This is a genomic window from Brevibacillus halotolerans (assembly GCF_026891775.1).
Lineage (GTDB): Bacteria > Bacillota > Bacilli > Brevibacillales > Brevibacillaceae > Brevibacillus_B > Brevibacillus_B halotolerans.
The window spans coordinates 171,531-194,698 of sequence record NZ_JAPTNK010000001.1; the positions used below are offsets into that span (position 1 = coordinate 171,531).

At 41.5% G+C, this 23,168-nt stretch carries 20 protein-coding genes; 17 read left to right on the top strand and 3 right to left on the bottom strand.

The annotated features are described in order from the left end of the window. Nucleotides 1–11 precede the first annotated feature (11 nt). Both O0550_RS00910 and O0550_RS00915 read right to left on the bottom strand, forming a co-directional pair. Nucleotides 12–386 carry a helix-turn-helix domain-containing protein gene (locus tag O0550_RS00910; RefSeq protein WP_003339140.1) on the bottom strand — a complete coding sequence of 125 codons (375 nt, stop codon included), beginning with the start codon at nucleotides 384–386 and terminating at the stop codon, nucleotides 12–14. Nucleotides 387–695: 309 nt separating this feature from the next. Then, on the bottom strand, nucleotides 696–1,007 hold the full coding sequence (locus O0550_RS00915; RefSeq protein WP_035317946.1) for a YtpI family protein: 312 nt from the start codon (nucleotides 1,005–1,007) through the stop codon (nucleotides 696–698). 185 nt (nucleotides 1,008–1,192) lie between these two features. Between O0550_RS00915 and O0550_RS00920 the strand changes: the two genes are divergently transcribed. The 10 genes from O0550_RS00920 to O0550_RS00965 all read left to right on the top strand — a co-directional run bounded on the left by O0550_RS00920 (nucleotide 1,193) and on the right by O0550_RS00965 (nucleotide 13,118). Then, nucleotides 1,193–4,657 (top strand): DNA polymerase III subunit alpha, encoded by a 3,465-nt coding sequence (locus O0550_RS00920; RefSeq protein ID WP_258425460.1) that lies wholly within the window; start codon nucleotides 1,193–1,195, stop codon nucleotides 4,655–4,657. A gap of 147 nt (nucleotides 4,658–4,804) precedes the next feature. Beyond that, nucleotides 4,805–6,043, top strand: coding sequence for an NADP-dependent malic enzyme (gene ystJ, locus O0550_RS00925; RefSeq protein ID WP_035317871.1), 1,239 nt, complete (start codon nucleotides 4,805–4,807; stop codon nucleotides 6,041–6,043). Nucleotides 6,044–6,116: 73 nt separating this feature from the next. Further along, nucleotides 6,117–6,788, top strand: a complete 672-nt coding sequence (locus tag O0550_RS00930; protein WP_003335247.1) for a FadR/GntR family transcriptional regulator — start codon at nucleotides 6,117–6,119, stop codon at nucleotides 6,786–6,788. Nucleotides 6,789–6,861: 73 nt separating this feature from the next. Then, the gene (locus O0550_RS00935; RefSeq protein ID WP_003335246.1) at nucleotides 6,862–7,044 is read left to right on the top strand and encodes a hypothetical protein; all 183 of its coding nucleotides are present in this window, start codon (nucleotides 6,862–6,864) and stop codon (nucleotides 7,042–7,044) included. A 20-nt stretch (nucleotides 7,045–7,064) separates the two neighbouring features. After that, the gene (gene accD / locus O0550_RS00940) at nucleotides 7,065–7,949 is read left to right on the top strand and encodes an acetyl-CoA carboxylase, carboxyltransferase subunit beta (RefSeq protein WP_003335245.1); all 885 of its coding nucleotides are present in this window, start codon (nucleotides 7,065–7,067) and stop codon (nucleotides 7,947–7,949) included. Further along, nucleotides 7,949–8,908: an acetyl-CoA carboxylase carboxyl transferase subunit alpha gene (gene accA, locus O0550_RS00945; RefSeq protein ID WP_003339135.1), complete on the top strand. Its 960-nt coding sequence runs from the start codon at nucleotides 7,949–7,951 to the stop codon at nucleotides 8,906–8,908. Before accD ends, accA begins: the two co-directional genes overlap by 1 nt. Before the next feature lie 391 nt (nucleotides 8,909–9,299). Then, nucleotides 9,300–10,259: a 6-phosphofructokinase gene (gene pfkA, locus O0550_RS00950; protein ID WP_003335243.1), complete on the top strand. Its 960-nt coding sequence runs from the start codon at nucleotides 9,300–9,302 to the stop codon at nucleotides 10,257–10,259. A gap of 113 nt (nucleotides 10,260–10,372) precedes the next feature. Beyond that, nucleotides 10,373–12,127 (top strand): pyruvate kinase, encoded by a 1,755-nt coding sequence (pyk, locus tag O0550_RS00955; RefSeq protein ID WP_003335242.1) that lies wholly within the window; start codon nucleotides 10,373–10,375, stop codon nucleotides 12,125–12,127. 105 nt (nucleotides 12,128–12,232) lie between these two features. Next, nucleotides 12,233–12,673, top strand: a complete 441-nt coding sequence (locus O0550_RS00960; protein ID WP_035317867.1) for an acyl-CoA thioesterase — start codon at nucleotides 12,233–12,235, stop codon at nucleotides 12,671–12,673. 40 nt (nucleotides 12,674–12,713) lie between these two features. Continuing rightward, nucleotides 12,714–13,118: an FxsA family protein gene (locus O0550_RS00965; protein ID WP_258425461.1), complete on the top strand. Its 405-nt coding sequence runs from the start codon at nucleotides 12,714–12,716 to the stop codon at nucleotides 13,116–13,118. A 206-nt stretch (nucleotides 13,119–13,324) separates the two neighbouring features. Here the strand turns inward: O0550_RS00965 and ytvI are convergent, their stop codons facing one another. Next, entirely contained in the window at nucleotides 13,325–14,479 is a 1,155-nt protein-coding gene (gene ytvI, locus O0550_RS00970) for a sporulation integral membrane protein YtvI (protein WP_003335239.1), read from the bottom strand. Between the two features lie 336 nt (nucleotides 14,480–14,815). On the opposite strand from ytvI, the gene citZ reads away from it, so the two are divergent. The 7 genes from citZ (at nucleotide 14,816) to O0550_RS01005 (ending at nucleotide 23,157) form a co-directional block, all read left to right on the top strand. After that, nucleotides 14,816–15,928, top strand: a complete 1,113-nt coding sequence (gene citZ, locus O0550_RS00975; RefSeq protein ID WP_003335238.1) for a citrate synthase — start codon at nucleotides 14,816–14,818, stop codon at nucleotides 15,926–15,928. A 126-nt stretch (nucleotides 15,929–16,054) separates the two neighbouring features. Further along, nucleotides 16,055–17,338, top strand: a complete 1,284-nt coding sequence (icd, locus tag O0550_RS00980) for an NADP-dependent isocitrate dehydrogenase (RefSeq protein ID WP_003335237.1) — start codon at nucleotides 16,055–16,057, stop codon at nucleotides 17,336–17,338. Nucleotides 17,339–17,366: 28 nt separating this feature from the next. Then, nucleotides 17,367–18,305, top strand: coding sequence for a malate dehydrogenase (gene mdh / locus O0550_RS00985; RefSeq protein WP_003335236.1), 939 nt, complete (start codon nucleotides 17,367–17,369; stop codon nucleotides 18,303–18,305). Nucleotides 18,306–18,544: 239 nt separating this feature from the next. Continuing rightward, nucleotides 18,545–19,243 carry a response regulator transcription factor gene (locus O0550_RS00990; RefSeq protein ID WP_003339131.1) on the top strand — a complete coding sequence of 233 codons (699 nt, stop codon included), beginning with the start codon at nucleotides 18,545–18,547 and terminating at the stop codon, nucleotides 19,241–19,243. Between the two features lie 15 nt (nucleotides 19,244–19,258). Beyond that, on the top strand, nucleotides 19,259–21,037 hold the full coding sequence (gene pnpS, locus O0550_RS00995; protein WP_181747294.1) for a two-component system histidine kinase PnpS: 1,779 nt from the start codon (nucleotides 19,259–19,261) through the stop codon (nucleotides 21,035–21,037). Between the two features lie 157 nt (nucleotides 21,038–21,194). Beyond that, nucleotides 21,195–22,139: a VanW family protein gene (locus O0550_RS01000; protein WP_003339129.1), complete on the top strand. Its 945-nt coding sequence runs from the start codon at nucleotides 21,195–21,197 to the stop codon at nucleotides 22,137–22,139. A gap of 151 nt (nucleotides 22,140–22,290) precedes the next feature. Further along, a complete protein-coding gene (locus tag O0550_RS01005; protein WP_003339127.1) occupies nucleotides 22,291–23,157 on the top strand; it encodes a YitT family protein in 867 nt (288 codons plus the stop codon). The last annotated feature ends 11 nt before the right edge of the window (nucleotides 23,158–23,168 follow it).

Below are 23,168 nucleotides of genomic sequence, written 5' to 3' on the forward strand. Positions count from 1 at the left end.
CCAACAACTTCTTACATACGAAAACCCATATAGGTTACACCAGCGATGAATAACATAAAGATCACGACAAGCAATTGACAAAAACCTGTGCCGGAAAAGAAAAAACTACCTAGTTTCCATTTCCGTTGATGCGTAATATAGTTGGGCGGAGCGGAAGGCTCCGGCTTTGGTAGCTGGTCCATATAAGCTGAGACATCTAGTTTTAAAACGCTAGCGTAACTTTTCACAAATCCTTGGACATACACTTGATGAGGAATTTTAGAAAATTCCTCTTGTTCGATTGCCTCCAAATAAGACAACGGGATATTTGTTTTCTGATGAATATCTGTAAGGCTAATCCCTTTTGAAATCCGTGCTTCTTTCATAACGAACCCAATTCTTTCCATACAAATTGCTCCTAAACAAAATTCTCGCATGCTTGCTTACACACTCATGAACAGACCTGAATTTATTACTCATTATATGACGAGTAAATCAAACCTCCTGTTACATCTGTCCAAAAAATTTTCAAACATTCTTCATTATATTGTGTTATGAGAAAAAGAGATACCTGATCTTTATATTTATGATAAGTATATTATTTGTAAAGATCAATATATGATAACCCATTTATTTTCGTTATCACAATAGTAAAAAACTGCCATCCTTCTTCCGTTTTGAAGGGATGGCAGTTTTTCGTTACTTTATAGATCATTTTATTTTAGTGTTTCCGCTACTCGTAACCATTCTTGTTTGTTGCGGATATAGTGTTTTGTACCAAGCACGAGATTAATAATACCTACTAACAGCATTACAAAAGCAACCCCAATCCGAATTCCATCTAAGTCCTGAAAGGAAAATTGATTGAGACCAAATAAGATGAGCAGGCAACCTAAGGAGATATTCATTTTTCCAAGTGTCATACGGGATTGCAATGGATGAAGACCACGACGACGAGCGTTAATGCTATAGTAGACTCCCATGATGAGGGAGGCAATCATGCCGGTAAAATAAATAGCAAACCACATCATGCAACACCTACCCTTCCTTTTTCAATTAACAAATCATGACATCTGTATTATAGCATACTTATTGACGGAAAAATTCGTATGTTCTTGCAAGTCCTCTCCTTCTGTTACACGAATAAAGGTTCGCCTCAATTGCTCCTTCGGGTATAATAGAAATATACGAAGATCAGTAGGGAAGGAGCAAGATGATGACAGCATCCTTCGTTCATTTACATGTGCATAGCGAATTTAGTTTATTAGATGGAGCCGCACGGATTGATCAATTGGTACAAAAGGCTGCTGAGCTTAAGATGCCGGCCTTAGCAATTACAGACCATGCGAATCTATACGGAGTCATTCCTTTTTATAAAGCATGTCTTGAGAAAGGAATTAAACCTATTATTGGCATGGAAATTTATCTAATTGATGGAGATTTGCGTGATCGGGTGACACGACAAACCAAGGCCCCTTATCATTTGACATTACTTGCCGAAAATGAGCAAGGCTATAAAAATTTAATTCAGTTATCTACAATTGCTCATACAGAGGGGTATCAAATACTGCCGCGAATCAATCGAGAAAGGCTGAAGCGATATGCAAACGGCCTGATTGCGCTAAGTGGTTGTACAGAAGGAGAGATTAACCAGCTTTTATTAGAAGGCGATATAGAGGCAGCAAGACAAGCCGCTAGCTGGTATGCTGATGTTTTTGGCCCACAGCGCTTTTATCTGGAGCTTCAGGATCATGGGACTGAAAAAGAGCGTCGCCTAAATCAACGTATATTGAGATTGCATGAGGCGACACACATTCCGCTAGTAGTCACAAATAACGTGCATTATGTGGAAAAGCAGGAAGCAGAGCTACATGACGTGCTGCTGGCTATCGGCCAAGGTGCAACCATTACAGATACTAACCGATCTCGCTACGAGACGGAGGAATATTATCTTAAATCGGCAGAAGAGATGGCTGGTCTGTTTGTCTACGCGAAAGAGGGACTACAAAACACCCTTCGTATAGCGGAACGCTGTCAGGTGGAAATTCAGTTAGACCAGCACATTTTGCCACGGTTTCCGTTGCCAGAGGGAGTAGAGGCGGAGCAATATTTACGACAAATATGTGAAGAAGGCTGTGTCAAGCGTTACGGTTCTCTACATGCCGAGGTGCAGGAGCGCCTAGATTATGAACTATCTGTCATAACCGGGACAGGCTTTACCGATTATTTTTTAATCGTTTGGGATTTTATGAAATATGCTCATGAGCAAAAAATAGCAACCGGTCCGGGGCGAGGATCAGCGGCAGGCAGCTTGGTCGCCTACGCGCTCTCCATTACCAATGTAGATCCGCTTGCTCACGATCTGTTGTTTGAACGCTTTCTCAATCCAGAGCGCATTACGATGCCTGATATTGATATTGACTTTGCAGTGGAGCGGCGTGACGAGGTTATTCATTATGTAGCAGACAGATACGGTCATGATCGGGTGGCGCAGATTATTACCTTTGGTACACTTGCTGCACGGGCGGCTGTGCGTGATGTTGGCCGAGCCCTAGGCTTATCACTTGCTTTGGTAGATCGCGTAGCGAAAATGATTCCACAATCTCCATCTATGACCTTTGATAAGGCCTTCAAGCTTAATCCTGACTTAGAGCGTTTAACGGAGGAGAATCGAGACGTAGCCAAGCTAATCCGGCTAGGCCGGGGATTGGAAGGATTGCCGCGCCATGCTTCTACGCATGCGGCTGGGGTAGTGATTTCACGTGAACCCTTAACAGAATACGTACCCCTGCAAGAGGGAAGTGAGGGGCTATTACTTACTCAGTTCCCAATGGATATTCTAGAACAGGTCGGCTTGCTAAAGATGGATTTTTTAGGTCTACGCAATCTGACTATTATTCAGGAAACGTTAAAGGAAATGAACCGTCAGGGCATCCCTTTGTCATTAGACTCATTGCCAATGGAGGATGCAAAAAGCTTTGCAATGCTAACACGCGGTGATACAACAGGTGTGTTTCAGCTAGAATCAGCGGGCATCCGTAATGTACTTCGAGATTTAAAACCGACCTGTCTTGGTGATATCGTGGCTGTTCTTGCTTTATATCGTCCAGGGCCAATGGAGATTATTCCAGATTATATTAAAGCCAAGCATGGGAAAACTCCCGTACACTATGCTCATCCCGATTTAGAAGCCATTTTGCAAGAGACGCACGGCTTTATTATTTATCAGGAGCAAATCATGCAAATTTCTTCTAAAATGGCAGGCTTTACTCTAGGTGAGGCTGATATTTTACGGCGGGCCGTAGGGAAAAAGAAACGTGAGCTATTGATGGAACAACGTGAGAAATTTGTGGCAGGCAGCATTGCCCAAGGATATGAGGAGCAGCTTGCCAATGAGGTTTATGATTTGATTGTTAAATTTGCCGACTACGGGTTTAATAAAGCCCATTCAGTAGCGTATGCGATTATTGCCTATCAAATGGCGTATTTAAAAGCGAATCATTCACTAGCTTTTATGGCCTCATTACTATCCATGTCAATTGGCAGCCAAGGGAGGATCGCGGAGTATGTAGAAGAAGCAAAGCGCTTGCGCCTAACGGTGCTTCCTCCTTGCGTAAATGCAAGTGAAGCATTATTTAGTGTTGAGCCAGATAAGCAGGCGATTCGCTTCGGACTGGCTGCTGTCAAGAATGTAGGATATGGTGCAATCGAGTCAATTGTTAAAGAACGGATAAAAGCTCCGTTTTCAGATCTGGTTGATTTTTGTTCAAGAGTCGACAGTCGATTGGTTAACCGCCGTGTGATTGAGTCTTTGATTATTTGCGGGGCACTGGATTCATTGCCAGGTCATAGAGCTCAGCTTTTATTGATGCTTGATGAAGCCATGGAGAAGGGTGGTACACGTCGAAAAGACAAAGAAGCTGCTCAGTTAAATTTGTTTGCATTTACAAGTGAAGCCGGCTCAGACGATAAAGGGAATCAACCAGAACCAGAGCAGATAGAATATCCAGAGGTTCCGCCCTTCTCGCATATACAGAGCTTAAAAGAGGAAAAAGAGCTATTAGGTGTCTATCTGTCCGGTCATCCACTCGATCCCTATTCTTATTTAACACAGCATAAAGAAGTAACCATGATCCCTGATATGGATGACCTACCGCATCAGCATGTAGTAAAAATTGTAGGGATGATAACAGAGGCTAAGCGAATTCAAACAAAAAAAGGCGACCCGATGGCATTTCTACAGGTAGAGGATAAAACGGCTCAAGTAGAGGTAGTTGTTTTTCCGAAAATATTTCAAACGGCCCAAACCTTTTTATATAAAGAGGCGATTGTTGTGATTGAAGGACGTATAGATCGTCAGGGAGATACGCCTAAATTGATCGCTAACAGGATCTGGGACGGAAAAGCATTGCCTAAGCCACAGATGGAAAGCGTATTATTTATTAAAATCTCTCCAGAGCATGAAAGAGGCGATACCCTGGTTCGGTTAAAAGAGTTGTTTACCAAGCACAGTGGAATGACCCCAGTTCTGCTTTATTATGAGCAGAAAAAACAAATATTACGCCTACCAAACGAATATCGAGTGGAAGCAAATATCGAAATACTGGAGAAAATGAAAGAAATAGTGGGAGATGAGTGTGTAATTCAGAAAGAATTGCCCATAAACGGGGGAGGATGAACGAAGTCCTCCCTTTTTTGCACTTTATAGCAGGTTTACAGTTGGAAATGATTTGATATAATGAACAGTAACGGCGTTTGAGTGGTCTGACCACTTCGACATACAACAATATGGGTAATTTACTCAGGCGGGAATGGAGTGATTTAGGTGTCGAATTTAAGAGAAGAAGCTCTTGAACTTCACAGAGTACATCAAGGAAAGCTAGAAGCAGTTACGAAGGTGCCAGTGCGCGATGCACATGATTTAAGCCTAGCATACTCGCCTGGTGTAGCCGAACCTTGCAAAGAGATTTTTAATGATCCTAGCAAAGTGTACGAATATACCATGAAAGGTAATTTGGTAGCTGTAGTTAGTGACGGAACGGCCGTGCTAGGACTTGGTAATATCGGTCCAGAAGCTGCAATGCCTGTTATGGAAGGAAAAGCCGTATTATTTAAATCGTTTGCTGGAGTAGATGCATTCCCGATCTGCTTAAATACAACGGACAAAGAGAAGATTATTGAAACAGTAAAGCTTCTAGAGCCAACTTTTGGAGGCGTAAACCTAGAAGATATCGCAGCACCTGCATGTTTTGAAATCGAGGAACGTCTGAAAAAAGAAACTAACATTCCAATTTTCCACGATGACCAGCACGGAACAGCCATTGTAACTGCTGCGGGTCTCATCAATGCTTTAAAATTAGTGAATAAAAAAATAGAAGATATCCGTGTAGTTGCCAACGGTGCTGGAGCCGCTGGTATTGCAATTATTAAACTTTTACTTAGCATGGGTGTAAAAGAAGTAATTATGTGTGATACAAAAGGAATTGTGTATGAAGGCCGCCAATTTGGTATGAATCCAGTGAAAGAAGAAATTGCTTTACTAACGAACCGTGACAAAATCGAAGGCGAGCTAGCAGATGCAATGGTTGGGGCTGACGTATTCATTGGTGTTTCCGCAGCAGGAGCTGTTACCCCTGAGATGGTTACATCTATGAATCGTGATGCGATTATTTTTGCAATGGCTAATCCTACACCTGAGATTATGCCGGATGAAGCTAAAAAGGCAGGAGCGGCAGTAGTAGGAACAGGGCGCTCCGATTTCCCGAATCAGGTTAATAATGTACTAGCATTCCCAGGCATTTTCCGCGGTGCGCTGGATACAAGAGCGACTCAAATCAATGAAGAAATGAAAGTAGCGGCGGTACATGCTATCGCTGATCTAATCGAGGGAGATCAGCTACACGCTGATTTTGTTATCCCAGCTCCGTTTGATCCTCGTGTTGCTGCGAATGTAGCAGCCGCGGTTGCTAAAGCTGCGATGGATAGCGGTGTAGCTCGGATTCATGTCGATTTAGAAGAAATAAAAGCTAAAACCGTAAAACTTTCTGCTTTCTCAGATCAATAATAGGAAGTAGCCGTATAAGAGAAGGCGATAGCAATCGCCTTCTCCTGATTTTTAGCCGAAGGAGTGGAGTACGATGACAGACTCCTCCACCAATCGGAAAGTGTATGAAGGAATTCTCATGCAATTGAACGAAATCATTGCAGAAGAGAATTTACGTCCTGGGGATAAGCTCCCCTCAGAGCGAGAGCTTTCCGAGCGATTAAGTGTTGGGCGTTCCTCTGTACGTGAGGCGCTACGAGCTTTAGAGCTGTTGGGTCTAATAGAGACAAGACGTGGGGAAGGCACTTTTTTAAAGCATTATCGGCATAACCGGTTGATCGATTTATTAGGCTCTTATATTCTACGTGATGCAAAAACCAAAAAAGATCTCGTAGAAATGCGTAAGATCCTAGAACTGGATGCTGTACGTCTTGCGTGCACCAGAGCAGGGACTAGGCACTTTGAGGAAATGGAGCGGATTTTGGATTCTGCTTGGGATAAGTTGGAGCGAGGAGAGATTCCTTGGGAGGAAGATTACTTATTTCATCGGGTCATATGCAGATCGAGCCGCAATTCTGTCTTACACCGGATATGGGCTCCGCTCGTGGAATATAGTGGTGGGATTCGCAAAGACTCAATAGCACGTGAAGGAAGAGCGCGTATTGCTCATCAGGAACATGTGCAGGTTATGGAGGCAATACGCGAAGGTAACGCAGTAAAGGCGATGGAATATATGAAGGTACATCTTGACAACAGCATGTTATAAATTGCAGGGGCTGTAGGGGCTGTGATATGATGAGGCACAGATTGTCAGATTTACAGCAGTAAGGAGGATTATCATGTGGACCGTCATCTACATCGCTCCTAGCGCCAAGATTGCCGAACGTATTCAACACCGTTTAACAAGTGAAGGATTTCTGGTGAAGGTTCGTGAGGCTAAAGTATCCAAGCAATATGAGATACTGGTGCCAGAGGGCGAACTGTCCGAAGTGCAAGAGGTTCTCGGCACGGTTCTTCACTGAAACAAATGTGAGGTGATAGTGTGCTCAAAGATCTTTTTGGGAAAAAGCGCAAATTTGCGACTGTACCAAGCGTGTCAATGACGCAGGAAGTCCCGACTGTTGAACCCAAAGAGGTTCCAGAAGGTCTTATGCATAAATGTTCCCATTGTGGAACAATTCATTATTCCAAGGATTTGGAGAAGAATTTAAGAGTCTGCAAAGGCTGTCAGCATCATTTTCCTTTATCTTCTCCAGAGCGCGTACAATCGCTACTGGATAATGGTAGCTTTACGGAAGAATTTGATGCTAATTTAATTTCAGATAACCCTCTTAATTTTCCGGGGTATGAAGATAAATTAGAACAAGATCGTTCCAAAACAAATTTGAACGAAGCGGTTATTACGGGTGAGGGTCTGCTTCAGGGAATGCCTGTTGTGTTAGGTGTCATGGACTCGCGCTTTCGGATGGGAAGCATGGGCGCAGTTGTTGGTGAAAAAATTACACGAGCAATTGAACGCGCTATTGAGCGTAAGCTGCCATTTATCCTGTTCTCTGCTTCTGGTGGGGCACGTATGCAGGAAGGAATGATCAGCTTGATGCAGATGGCAAAAACCAGCGCTGCATTGGCTCAAATGGAAAATGAACGCTTATTGTTTATCTCCGTATTAACTCATCCGACTACCGGTGGTGTATCTGCCAGCTTTGCCTCGCTTGGTGATATTAATATTGCCGAACCAGGTGCTCAGATTGGGTTTGCTGGTCGTCGTATCATTGAACAAACGATTCGTCAGGAGCTTCCTAAGGATTTTCAAACTGCGGAGTTTCTATTAAAGCATGGGCAGCTTGATATGGTAGTGCATCGCAAAGATATGCGAGATACTTTAGGTACATTGGTCGCTTTGCACACACATAGGGAGGGAGAATAATGGCAACAGATCTCTCATTTGAAAAACCATTAGTAGAGCTGCACGATAAAATTAAAGAACTACGTAAGTTTACAGAAGAAAAAGGGATTGATTTTACAGATGAAGTAAAGCGTCTGGAGGAAAAAGCGAAGGATTTGGCCGAGCAAATCTACGGGAATTTAACCCCGTGGCAACGCGTGCAGATTTCTCGTCATCCAGAGCGTCCCACTACGTTTGATTATATCAAGCATATCTTTACTGATTTTATGGAATTACATGGGGATCGTTCCTACGGAGATGATTTGGCGATTGTTGGTGGTATTGCACGCCTAGAAGGCCGACCTGTCACTGTTATCGGTCATCAAAAGGGGAAAGATACCAAAGAAAATATTAGCCGTAATTTTGGTATGGCTCATCCAGAGGGTTATCGTAAAGCGTTGCGGTTAATGAAGCAGGCCGAGAAATTTGGTCGACCGATCATTACATTTATTAATACGCAAGGGGCTTATCCAGGTAAAGCAGCAGAGGAGCGCGGACAGAGCGAAGCGATTGCTCGAAATTTACTTGAGATGGCTAATTTCACGGTGCCTATTATTTGTGTGGTCATCGGAGAAGGTGGTAGTGGAGGAGCTTTAGGCATTAGTGTCGGTAACCATATCTATATGCTTGAGAACTCCGTTTATTCGGTTATCTCTCCAGAGGGAGCTGCGGCTCTTTTATGGAAAGATTCTAGTCTCGCTATGCGGGCAGCCGAAACCATGAAAATTTCTGCCCCAGATTTATTAGAATTAGGTATCATTGATCAAATCATTCCAGAACCATTTGGTGGGGCACATCGTGATTTAATCCAACAAGCAGGTTTTATTAAGCAGTCGTTGCTTAATGGTTTAGCTGAGCTGGAAAAACTGTCCCCTAAAGAATTAGTACAGCATCGTTATAACAAATTTAAACAAATTGGCACATTTACTTCCCTTTCATAAAAAAGGGGAGTTTTTTGCTTTTTTAGACGCTCAAAATCTGTTAGAATCAGTATTCGGAAGACGATCTTGGCAAAAAAAGAAAAACTAACAAAAAGTATGTCACAAATTCCAAAATGGAGTGGCTAAAACCGGAAGTTTGTTGTATAACAGCCTATCAATATACGCCATTTATACATACTGCGTGACCAATTTACCGGATTGGTATAACACCATCCTGTTTCCCTAATTATTGGGTAAATATTTGTGGTTTCGATTGTATGAATTTGGTGTCTATAGACTGTTAGCAGGATTTTGTTAACAAAATTTTCCCCAGGTTTCTCATTTTCGTTACCAATAGAAAATGATGCAGAGAGCCATCCTAAGGAAAGGAGAAAATGAAGAGGTGAGTACGATGAAAAAAATTGCTGTTTTAACTAGTGGTGGCGATGCTCCAGGTATGAACGCGGCTGTCCGTGCTGCGGTACGTCGAGCTATTTACAAGGGCGTTCAAATTTTTGGAGTTTACAATGGATATAATGGTCTTATTAGCGGTAACATCAAGGAATTAACACTTGGTTCTGTAGGTGACATTATTCATCGTGGTGGTACAATGCTTTTCACAGCTCGTAGCGACGAGTTCAGAACGGAAGAAGGACGAGCAAAAGCGGTTGAGCAATTAAAGAAACACGGAATTGAAGGTCTAATTGTTATCGGCGGTGACGGTTCGTTCCGCGGTGCGCAAAAACTAACGCAGCTTGGCTTCCCAACAATTGGTGTTCCGGGTACTATTGATAATGACATTCCATGCACTGACTTTACAATTGGCTTTGACACAGCATTAAACACTGTAGTAGAATGCATTGACAAAATCCGCGATACAGCTACTTCACATGAGCGTACGTACATTGTTGAGGTTATGGGGCGCGATGCAGGTGACTTGGCTCTGTGGGCTGGTTTAGCTGCTGGAGCAGAATCCATCATCATCCCTGAAGCAGATACGGATATGAAGGATATTCTGGAGCGACTACGTTCAGGACATCGCCGCGGTAAAAAGCATTCCATCATTATTGTGGCAGAAGGGGTAGGCCAAGCTTCTCAGTTCGCAGATGTCATCAAGGCAGAAACAGGCTGGGAGACTCGTGTCACTGTTCTAGGACATATTCAACGTGGTGGTTCTCCAACTGCTTTCGACCGTATGCTAGCAAGTCGTTTAGGTGCAGCTGCTGTAGATTTGCTGCTTGAGGGCAAAGCGGATCGCATGGTTGGAATTAAGAACAATACCATCGTAGACGTTGATATTGATGAAGCGCTTGATCAAAAACATCAACTAGACTTGTCAATTTACCAATTAGCGCGTTCTCTATCCATTTAATTGGTAACTTTTCAAGAAGCATAACAATTTCAGTGGCGTTCTCATGCATCTAGTTCGAACGCCCTGTTCTTTTGTAAAACAAGAATTACTAAGCAATTTTTGGAGGGATTATTTTGTTACGCAAGGCAAAAATCGTATGTACTATTGGACCAGCATCCGAATCGGTGGAAACACTAAAAAAACTAATTAGCGCGGGTATGAATGTAGCCCGTTTAAACTTTTCTCACGGTGATTTTGAAGAGCATGGCGCTCGTATTAGAAATATTCGTCAGGCAGCAAAAGAAACAGGTAAATTGGTAGCGATCCTACTAGATACGAAAGGACCTGAAATCCGTACAGGAAACATGTCTGTAGACGCTGTAGAGCTAGTAGAGGGCAACACCTTCACTTTAACAACTCAAGAGATGGCTGGAACAGCTGAGCGTGTATCAATCACATATCCTGACCTTCCTAACGATGTAGAAGTAGGTAGCCAAATTCTAATCGATGATGGTCTAATCGGCTTGGAAGTTACAAAAATTGAAGGTACTGAAATCGTTTGTGTAATCAAAAACGGCGGTACACTAAAAAGTAAAAAAGGTGTAAACGTTCCTGGAGTTTCTATTAACCTGCCAGGCATCACTGAGAAGGACGCTGCAGATATCAAGTTTGGTATCGAGCAAGGCGTTGACTTTATCGCGGCTTCCTTTGTGCGCAAGGGCTCAGACGTATTGGAAATCCGTGAAATCCTAGATAAGCATGGCGCAAAAATTGACATCATCTCCAAGATTGAAAACCAAGAGGGTGTTGACAACATCGATGAAATCTTGGCAGTATCCGATGGTTTAATGGTAGCTCGTGGAGACCTTGGTGTAGAAATTCCTGTTGAGGAAGTTCCTGTTTGCCAAAAAATGATGATCCAAAAATGTAACCTGCTAGGCAAACCAGTTATTACAGCAACACAAATGCTGGATTCTATGCAACGCAACCCACGTCCAACTCGTGCAGAAGCAAGTGACGTAGCGAACGCGATTTATGATGGCACAGACGCTATCATGCTTTCTGGTGAAACAGCAGCAGGTAAATATCCAGTAGAATCGGTTCAAACCATGAACAGCATCGCTCTACGTGCAGAGCAAAGCTTGAACTATCGTGAAGTAATGAAGGCTCATGCAACTTGCAACCGTGTAACAGTAACAGACGCAATTTCTCAAGCCGTAGTAAAATCTGCTCTTGATCTAAATGCAGCAGCAGTTATCTCCTCTACAGAAAGTGGACATACAGCTCGTCTTGTTTCTAAATACCGTCCAAAAGCACCAATTATCGCAGTAACTCCACATCAAGGTGTTGCTCGCCGTCTTTCCTTAATGTATGGAGTGTACCCAGTTGTAACGAAACAAGCAGAAACAACAGATGAAATGTTTGACATCGCTGTACGTGAAGCTTTGACAACAGGTATGGTTAAACACGGTGATTTGGTTGTAATTACAGCAGGTGTTCCGGTTCGTGAAACAGGTACAACCAACCTATTGAAAATCCATGTAATTGGCGATGTACTTGCTAAAGGACAAGGGATCGGGCAAGCAGTAGTGACTGGTAATGTTGTCGTTGCTCGCACAGCAGAAGAGGCAATGAGCAAAGTACAAGAAGGCTCCATCTTGGTATGCCTTGGTACTGATTCTGATATGATTCCTGCATTTGAACGTGCGGCAGCAGTTATCACTGAAGAAGGCGGACTTACTTCTCATGCAGCTATTGTCGGCTTGAACCTAAATACACCTGTTGTAATCGGTGTAAACAATGCTACTGCTATCTTTAAGGATGGTATGGAAGTAACTGTTGATTCAGAACGTGGTAAAATCTTTACTGGTATGGCTCCTGTACTATAAGAGGCGTTTGTTTCTAGAAAGAAAAGGACTATCGAGATTATTCGATGGTCCTTTTTGTGCTACTATATGAGAGAAGGCTTTACGAAGTTAGGAGGCTATAATGAAATGAATCCAGCTTTTTATCATACCTATCAGCTTCGGGTTCGCTACAGCGAAACAGATCAAATGCAAATTGTATATCATGCAAACTATCTAACATGGTTTGAACTTGGACGAACTGAATATATTAGAGAAGTAGCTGGAATATCATATAAAGGGGTAGAGGAGAAGGGCGTACTATTGCCAGTAACCAACGCAACCTTATCTTTTCATTCACCAGCACGCTATGATGATGAGATTGAAATCCGCACGTTTATTGAGCATATAACGCCCATCCGTATGAACTTTGGTTATGAGATTTATCGGGTCAATGACAATAAATTATTAGTGTCAGGGAAGACAGAGCATGTTTTTACGAATCCACAAATAAAACCAATCCGTCTTCCTAAAGTGATTCCAGAGCTGTATTCCTGTTTACAAGCTGAACATGAAAAATATCTCGGATAAAGAATTGGTTTGATTAACCGGCAGAGGAAGTGATATGCCCATGTGGTTACGAATGTTGTTTGTGCTTTTTTTAATCATACCGATTTTGGAAATTTGGGGAGTTATTGCAGTAGGAAAAGTGATTGGAGGACTTTGGACGATCCTGTTGGTCATTTTAACATCAGTGGTAGGGGCCTATCTTGCTAAAAATCAGGGAACGCAGACCTTAAAATTATTACAGCTACAGCTATCGCGAGGACAAATGCCGACTGACGCATTGTTGGATGGCTTGTTTATCCTATTTGGCGGTTTTTTACTTGTGTTTCCTGGATTTTTCACTGATATCATTGGTATTATCTTTTTAATACCATATACGAGAATGATATTACGCTATTTCTTAAAAGCATGGATTATGTCGATGATTGCTTCTGGGAAAATGATCAAGTTTATTCATTTTAGAAGATAAGAAAAGAGGGGCAAGCGACCTGATGGGAGCGGGCCTCTTTTTTGTTGAATAGGAGTTAGTGTGTGGGTGGGATAACCAAGAGTATCTGAAATGTTAGGAGGCTACTTCTTGTGCCGTTAAACATATGAAAAAGGCGCCAAGTCCAAATGCTGTAGCGCCTTTAACTCAGGGAAGCAGTAATACAATCGTATTACGCATTACGCTAGTTACAATTTCCCCTTTACGATATACATCCATAAATCTTCAAAGATTTTCGCCTTAACTAAAGCGTTGATAATCACTAAGCTAACCGGTCCAATAATCAAACCTAGCACACCGAACAATTCTAATCCCGCAAATAGGGCTACCAATGTGAGTAAGGGGTCTAGTCCTACACTTTCAGCAACAATCTTTGGCTCGATAATCTGACGGAAGATCACAACGATGCCATACAAGACAGAAAGACCTACTACAAGCCCATATTGCCCCTTAAAGAACAAGAAAATGATCCAAGGTACAAAGACTGTACCTGTGCCCAAATATGGTAGCAAATCGACCAGACCGGTTAATAACCCTATCGTAATTGCATACTCCACACGCAAAAGCAAAAGCCCAATAATGACAATGGCTGCGGTAATTGAAATAAGAGTAAGCTGCGCTTTTAAAAACCCTACCAATGCGGAACGCAAGTCTAAGACGATTTGATCCATTCGATGATTAACACCAGTGGGTAAAATCTTGTGCATGCGTGATTTCCACAGGTAAAAATCCTTACTCAAGAAAAATGCACCTAACAAGGAGATGACAAATACCGTACCTAAGCTTGGCAGTGATAAAAGGAAGGCATTGATGCCAGATAAAGCTCCCACGATAATAGTTTGAAAGCTATTGCTAATCGTGTGCAGTGCTTCTTTTACGTTAGAATCAATCGTAGTCTGAGAGTTTAAATCCAGTTGTGTATAGAAAAACTGGAACCGATGATATAAATTAGCGATAAAATCATGCGCTAGAAAATTTTGGATATATCCAGTAAACTCTACGGAAAGTCTAGGGAGTAACTTGACCAAATTTCCGATTTCATTTACGGTCGTATTGATCACCAATGTAATGACCCCAGTGACAATAAGTAGCAAAAGCAGCAAAACTACTGTTACGGACAGCCAACGGGGAAATCGAAGCCGTTCCGTTAAATTAGTGACTGGGCGGTTTACAATAATCGCAATGATTAAAGAGATAATAAATGGGTAAATAAGAGGAGTGATCTTGATGACTGCAAAATACAAGGCCACGATGCAAAGAATCACCCATAAAAAACGAATGCCTTGAAAAAGGCGCGTTAGCCAAGTTTCCGGGGTCAGTGTAGTTCCCTCCTGATCTATCAATTCATTAAACTTTCACTTTTTCTGTCACGTATTATTATGCAGGAAGAGGTACATTTTACGCAAGTTTTAAGACATTTTGAGCCTAAAGTATAACTGTTTGAATTTTTATCATTCACAAAATCGTCAATATCTTTTATAATTGGTGTCGAAATCATGTTTTGTTGTTTACTCTTTCTTTTCTAGTTTACCCGTTATATATCTTATGTCTTACTTTCCTGCCTTTTACTTTATGCAAAAAGAAAATTCTTTTTTTTCGATTTTTTCGCAAAAGAATAGGGGGAGAAGATTTATCAAGAAAAATAGCATTTAAACCTATACAGAAAAGGAGAGACGCATATGACAGCTACTAAAGGTTTAGAAGGTGTTGTTGCTGCTCAATCGGCAGTCTGTTCAATCATTGATGGCGTGTTGTGCTATAGAGGTATTAATGTTGATGAATTAGCTGAAAACGCTACCTTTGAAGAAGTGGTATATCTACTTTGGCATGGAGCCCTACCGAAGCGCGATCAGCTGGAAGCCTTCCAGAAGGAATTAGGAGCAAACGCCCAAATCCCTCAAGAGCTTATTGAAAGCATTCGTAATTTTCCCGAAGGCGTTCACTCTATGGCGGCATTGCGCACAGCTGTCTCTTCGCTAGCGCTCTACGACAAAGAGGCACAGGAAATGTCAAAGGAAGCAAATTATCGCAAGTCGATCCGACTAACCGCTCAGACGCCCACTATCGTTGCGGCATATGACCGTCTTCGTAAGGGATTGGAACCAATTGCACCTAGAGAGGAGTACTCCATTGCTAAAAATTTCCTGTACATGCTAAGCGGAGAAGAACCATCTGATACGGCAGTAAAAGCATTTGATACAGCATTAATTTTACATGCCGACCATGAATTTAATGCTTCTACATTTTCAGCACGCGTGACCGTTGCTACTCTAACAGACATTTATTCTGGTGTGGTATCAGCAATTGGAACCTTGAAAGGCCCATTACATGGAGGAGCTAATGAAGCTGTTGCCACGATGCTAGAAAAAATCGGATCTGTAGACAGAGTCGTTCCTTATATTCGTCAGGCTTTGGACAATAAGGAAAAAATCATGGGCTTTGGTCATCGTGTTTATAAAGATGGCGATCCGCGTGCAAAATGGTTGCGTCATATGTCTAAAGAATTAACTGAACAACAAGGCAAAACAGAATTGTACGAAATGTCAGTGAAGATTGAAGAGATGGTTACAGGTGAAAAAGGATTAAAGCCTAACGTAGACTTCTATTCTGCTTCGGTTTACGTATCACTTGGTTTAGCTATTGACTTATTTACTCCTATTTTTGCGATCAGCCGTATGTCTGGCTGGACGGCTCACATCATGGAGCAATATGAAAACAATCGCTTAATTCGCCCGCGTGCAGACTATATTGGGCCAGTAAATCAACATTTTAAACCGATTGATCAAAGATAGTTCACTTGCAATGAAAATTCTGGAACTGCCAATCGTGTGAGATTTGGTGGTTCTAGGCATGTCCTTTGGCAGGATTTTCATGTATTATAAAAAGAGATCAGATTATAAAAACATGGAGGGGTTCCTTTGTTTAAAAATCTTTCTGCACCAACACATGGAGAAAAAATCACCGTAGATAATGGCAAAATGGTTGTACCTAACAATCCAATCATTCCTTTTATTGAAGGGGACGGAACTGGACCTGATATTTGGAATGCATCTGTTCGCGTTTTAGATGCAGTCGTAGAAAAAGCATATAAAGGCGAGAAAAAAATCGCGTGGTTTGAAGTATTTGCTGGTGAAAAAGCATTTAATCAATATGGTGAGTGGCTGCCTGAAGATACATTAACAGCAATTCGTGAATATCTGATCGCAATTAAAGGACCTTTAACAACTCCAGTTGGAGGTGGAATTCGATCTATCAACGTGGCATTGCGTCAAGAGCTTGATCTGTATGCTTGCGTACGCCCTGTTCAATACTTCGATGGAGTACCATCTCCTGTTAAACACCCAGAACTTACTGACATGGTGATCTTCCGTGAAAATACTGAAGACATCTATGCTGGTGTCGAATGGGCTGAGGGGTCCGATGAAGTTAAAAAAGTTATTCAATTCTTACAAAGCGAAATGGGCGTAAAGAAAATTCGCTTCCCAGAATCTTCTGGTATCGGTATTAAGCCTGTTTCCAAAGATGGTACAGAACGTTTAGTTCGCGCTGCAATTGAGTATGCTTTAGAAAACAACCGTAAATCTCTAACCCTTGTTCACAAAGGTAATATTATGAAATTTACCGAAGGCGCATTTAAAAACTGGGGTTATGAAGTTGCTGAAGCAGAATATGGTGATAAAGTATTTACATGGGCACAGTACGACCGTTTAAAAGCGGAAGGAAAAGATGCCGATCAAGCCCAAAAAGAAGCAGAAGCAGCAGGCAAGCTAATCGTAAAAGATGTGATTGCAGACGCTTTCTTGCAACAAATCTTGACTCGTCCAGCAGAATATGATGTAGTAGCTACATTGAATCTAAATGGTGACTACATTTCCGACGCACTGGCTGCACAAGTTGGAGGTATTGGTATCGCCCCTGGTGCCAACATCAACTATTTGACTGGTCATGCTATTTTTGAAGCAACCCATGGTACAGCTCCAAAATATGCTGGTCTTGATAAAGTAAACCCATCTTCTGTAATCCTGTCTGGTGAAATGATGCTTCGTCATTTAGGTTGGAATGAAGCAGCTGATCTGTTGATAGCAGCAATGGAAAAAACAATTTCATCTAAAGAAGTTACGTATGATTTTGCCCGTCTGATGGATGGTGCAAAAGAACTGAAAACATCTGAATTTGCAGATGCCTTAATCAAAAATCTTTAGGAATCGAAAACTTGAGGAGGTCTATTACATGTCTTTTCAACGCAAAAAAATCGCAGTCATCGGTAGTGGTTTCACAGGTGCAACAACAGCTTTTATCCTAGCTCAAAAGGAATTGGGTGATGTTGTTCTTGTTGATATCCCTCAATTAGAGAATCCTACAAAAGGAAAAGCATTAGACATGATGGAATCTTCCCCTGTACTAGGCTTTGATTCAAAAATCACAGGTACTGCTAACTATGCGGATGTCCAAGGTGCTGATATGGTTATCATTACTGCTGGTATCGCTCGTAAACCTGGTATGTCCCGTGATGACTTGGTAAATACCAATGCTGGTATCATGAAATCAGTAGCAGAAAACGTAAAAATCTATGCTCCAAACTCAACTGTTATCATATTGTCTAACCCAGTTGATGCAATGACTTACACATTCTACAAAGCATCTGGTTTCCCTAAAGAGCGTGTTATTGGTCAATCAGGTGTCCTAGATACAGCTCGTTTCCGTACATTCGTTGCTGAAGAATTGAACGTATCTGTAGAAGACGTAACAGGCTTCGTACTAGGTGGACACGGTGATGACATGGTTCCACTTGTTCGTTATTCCTATGCTGGTGGTATTCCACTAGAAACATTAATTCCAAAAGATCGTCTTGATGCAATCGTAGAACGCACCCGTAAAGGTGGCGGTGAAATTGTTAGCTTGTTAGGCAATGGTTCCGCTTACTATGCACCGGCTGCTTCTATTGTTCAAATGGCAGAAGCGATCCTAAAAGACAAAAAACGCATTCTTCCATCAATCGCTTTATTGCAAGGCGAATATGGTTACCAAGATCTATACCTAGGTGTACCAACCCTGCTTGGTAAAGATGGTATCGAAAAAGTCTATGAACTAGAATTGACAGAAGACGAAAAAGCAGCTTTGGAAAAATCCGCTGACGCTGTTCGCAATGTCATGAAAGTTCTTCAATAGAAAAAAGTATGACTAAAAAGGAGAGCCATCATTGCTCTCCTTTTTGTTTGTAACCGCTATCTATCCCACCACTAGGCCATCCATCAATCCTTACAGGAAGAAAACCAAATCTTTACAAGAAAATTACTTGCACCGCTAAATGTCATCTGTCAGACTGAGATTACAAGCCTAGAATACAATGCATAAAGGCAATACTATAGAAGAGATAAGTTGAGAATTACATGTAGGGGGAAGCATAAGTGACGAAGATTTTGGTAGTAGAAGATGAGGTATCTATTTCTAAATTGATTCAATTTAATTTGGAAAAGGCGGGCTATGAGGTAATTACCGCTTTTGACGGCAAACAGGCGTTAACAATGGCGCGTGAAGAGAAGCCAGATTTTATCATCTTAGACCTAATGCTTCCATATATGGATGGTCTAGATGTCTGCAAAACACTTCGTCAGGAACGAATCAATACTCCTATCCTTATCTTGACGGCAAAAGAGGATGAGCTGGACAAAATTTTAGGACTCGAATTGGGAGCAGATGATTATATCACAAAGCCCTTTAGCCCTAGAGAAGTTGTCGCACGAGTCAAAGCTATTTTGCGCCGTTTTAATGCTAAGCCAGAACCAGATCAGGAAAAAGAAGAGGAGCGTCAGTACTCATTTGGAGAAATCGTGATCTATCCAGAAAAATATGAGGTCTTCCTCCGGGATGAGAAGGTAGAGCTGACTCCGAAAGAATTTGAGTTGCTTCAATACCTTGCAAGTAATGTTGGGCGTGTTTTAACACGTGACCAATTGCTTAATGCAGTATGGAATTATGATTTTGTAGGTGATTCTCGAATTGTAGATGTGCATGTCAGCCATTTGCGAGAAAAATTGGAGCAGGACACCAAAAACCCACGTTATATTAAAACGGTGCGTGGTCTCGGCTATAAATTAGAAGGCTAGGTCAGGGAGGGTACAGTGAATCGATTTCGCCTGAAGCTTACCTTTACAATACTAAGCTTAATTTCGCTTGTTCTTATTGTGATCGGGATATTTATTGGGAAAGTTATGGAACGCTCTTATCTACAGATGCAATATGATCTTTTAAGAAAAGAAGCCTTATTTATCTCTGAAACAATCATTGATCCAAAAATATTAACTCAGCAGGAGCGTTTGGAAGCCCAAATTCAGCACTTTACTGAATCTATGGAGGTGCGTATTACTGTTGTTGATCCTTTGGGAGTCGTAATGGCTGATACCTCAGGTGTAGACCAAAAACTGAAAAATCATGCTCATCGGCCAGAGATCGAAGCGGCCCTCAGGGGGCAGGTAGGAATCGCTCATCGGGAAAGTGATACTCTTCATCAGCAGATGATTTATGTGGCTGTGCCACTGAAGGATAATAAAACAGGACAAGTCGTTGGGGCGGTTCGTTCCGCTATGTCCATGCAGACCATTACTCAATCTGTCCATCAGATGTGGTTTAGTTTGGTCATGGGACTTGTAATTACTTTGATTATCGGTAGCATTGTCAGTTCACGCATCTCTCATGGTATTACAAAGCCAATTGAAGAGATTATTCGGGTAGCAAGAAATATTACGCAGCGTCAGTACGAGAGTCGCGTCAAAATTAAGCCTCGCGATGAACTAGGTCAATTAGCAACAGCGATTAATTTTATGGCGTCTAGTTTGGAACAACAGATGTATCAAATATCGGAGAATCAGCAACGCTTAACAGGAGTGCTGGCAACGATGCCTAGTGGCGTGATTTTAATCGCCGAGAATGGGCGAATTGAGCTTATAAATAATGCGGTTGAAAAAATGCTGAACATATCCAGTTCTGAATTAGTAGGGAAATTACATTTTGAAGCAGGTCATAATTATGGCTTTAGTAAGCATATTGATGATGTTATGCGCACGGGGGAACGCAAGCGGGATGAAATTCATATTTTTTATCCAGCAGAGCGGATGATCTATGCTGATTTTTCTCCTTATGTGAACTACCGTGGTGAAATTAAAGGTGTTCTGGCAGTGTTAAATGACATTACAGATATCCGCCGATTAGAAAAGATGCGCAGTGATTTCGTTGCGAATGTTTCCCATGAGCTACGCACACCTATTACCTCTATTAAAGGCTTTACGGAAACCTTATTAGACGGGGCACTTAAGGATGAAGAGATTAGCAGGCACTTTTTGCAAATTATTTATGACGAGAGTGAACGTCTTTTTAGATTAATTAGTGATATTTTAGATTTATCTAAAATTGAGCAGAAACGAATAACGCTGACTTACACTGAGGTAGAGATGCACCGGCTCATAGAAGAAACAGCAGTCTTGCTTCGGGAACAACTGCAACGAAAAGAGCTTAAGCTCATTTTGCCTGCCGATCAAGGAATTATGCTACGAGCTGATAAGGATTGCTTGCAGCAGATTTTGCTTAACCTGCTGGCAAATGCGATAGCTTATACACCAGAGGGCGGGAACATCACGATTGAATTAAGACGGGATGAGGATTATCTTTACCTGGATGTGGCAGATACGGGCATAGGGATTCCAGAGGATGATCTTGGACGGATTTTTGAGCGGTTCTATCGTGTTGATAAGGCTCGATCACGAGATTCTGGTGGGACTGGGTTAGGCTTAGCTATTGTGAAGCACATATGTGAGTCTTTACATGGATCAATTACTGTAAGAAGTACGGAGGGTGTCGGCTCTGTGTTTTCGGTTACCTTACCCTTGGACAATCCAATCTCATAGTTGATGGAATGAAATAGAGTGCCAAACCGCCATTAGAGCTGTAGCACTCTATTTTTACTGTAAAGATTTCCTGTGCGAAAAAAGATTTCCTAAGCATTAGTCATCGAGTGAAATAATCACCTCTTGTTCATACTACAAAAGGGAGGTGAAGGATTCTGTGATTAGTCTGATGGCAGGCTTGATGCTGGTTTTACAATTACAAGGAAATGTACCAGTTGTTCAAAAAATGAACCAGGATGTCGTCTCAATAGACCGAAAAGCATTTACTCTTCCATTTACACATATTCCTATCCTGGATGTTTCGAAACTGGAAGCGTACATGTCAAGGCTTGAGAGGCAGGTATATCGTTCTCCAATGAATGCTAAATGGGATGAACGTGAGAAAATCATCCCAGAAAAAAATGGTCAACGTTTAAATCGTCAAGCCTTTATGGAATCATTTATTTCTTATTTTTATACCAATCAACAAACTCACTTGCAAATTCCTACGCTTACCGTTTTACCTAAGGTAGATGCTTCATTATTGAAAGATGTTTCACAAAAACAGATTGGTGCTTATGTTACTTACTATAATCCTCGCAATAAGAATCGAGCTAGTAATATTGCCCTCTCTAGCAAATCCATCGACAATGTGGTGTTGTTTCCTGGAGAAACGTTTTCTTTTAATCAAACAGTAGGAGAAAGAACGACAAAAAGGGGATATTTACCTGCTCCAGTAATTGTTCGCGGGGAATTATCGGAAGGAATTGGCGGGGGAATTTGTCAGGTTTCTTCTACTTTATATAATGCTGTGGACAAATCGGGTTTAAAAATTATACAGCGTTATGCCCATAGCCGTAATGTTGCTTATGTACCTCCAGGCAGAGACGCGACGGTTAGCTGGTATGGTCCTGATTTTCGGTTTCAAAATCGTTATGCATACCCAATCCTGATTCGAGCAAGAGCTTTTAATGGCATGGTGGCTGTTCGGATATTTTCCTTCTCAGATTTAGATTTCGATCCGCGTGAGGTACCTACCGTTCGTAAGCGATTGCCGGAAGAAACTGACCAGCCATTAGACAATGAAAGTAGTAAATCACAGCCAAAATTGCCATTACACTAAGGGAATTTGTACTCTCGTAAAAGGTAGAAATTATAACCAAAGTATAAGAAATAAATGAAAAAAGTTGCAATCAACTATAAATATTTCTATCATTATTACTAGGTTTCTACTAGAGACGATCCACAAGAAAGAGGGAGTGCGATGAAAACATATGGCTAAGCAACACAAAAAAACGACCCTATCTTCGTTTTTACTAAAGTTTATTTTTATTACCATTGGAGCCATTATGATGGCTGTATCACTGGAGCTGTTCCTTGTTCCTAATAAAGTGATTGACGGAGGAATTGCTGGTATCTCCATTATGATGTCCTCCATTACCAATTTACCATTGGGATTATTTCTCTTCTTCTTCAACTTACCGTTTTTGATTGTTGGCTTTAAGCAAATCGGTAAAACCTTTGCTATTTCTACTTTGTACGGAATCGCAATCATGTCGTTAACGACTTCTATGCTCCATCATGTACCCGCATTTACGAATGAAAAAATGCTCGCCGTTTTGTTTGGTGGTGTCATTCTTGGGGTGGGTGTAGGTCTAGTTATCCGTTTTGGGGGTACATTAGATGGAACAGAAATCGTTGCGATCCTGCTATCTAGAAAAACTAGAGTTCCTGTTGGGCAGCTTATCATGTTTATCAATTTCTTTATTTTTATCATGGCTGGCTTTGTCTTTGAATGGGATTCTGCTATGTATTCGATTTTTACTTATTATATAGCCTTTAAATTGATTGATATTGTCGTAGAGGGCTTAAATGAATCTAAATCAGTAACGATTATTTCGAAAGAATACGAAGAGATTTCTGAGGCAATTAACGCACGTTTGGGACGTAGTACAACTTATGTCTACGCACGCGGTGGATACAGCAAGGAAGAAACACAAATGATCTATTGTGTTGTTACGCGCTTGGAAGTGGCTAAGCTCCGTGCTATTATACACGAGATTGACGACAGTGCGTTCATCGCCATTGAGCATGTTTCTGATGTTTCTGGTGGTAATTTTGCCAAAAAAGATATTCATTAGACGAAAAAACA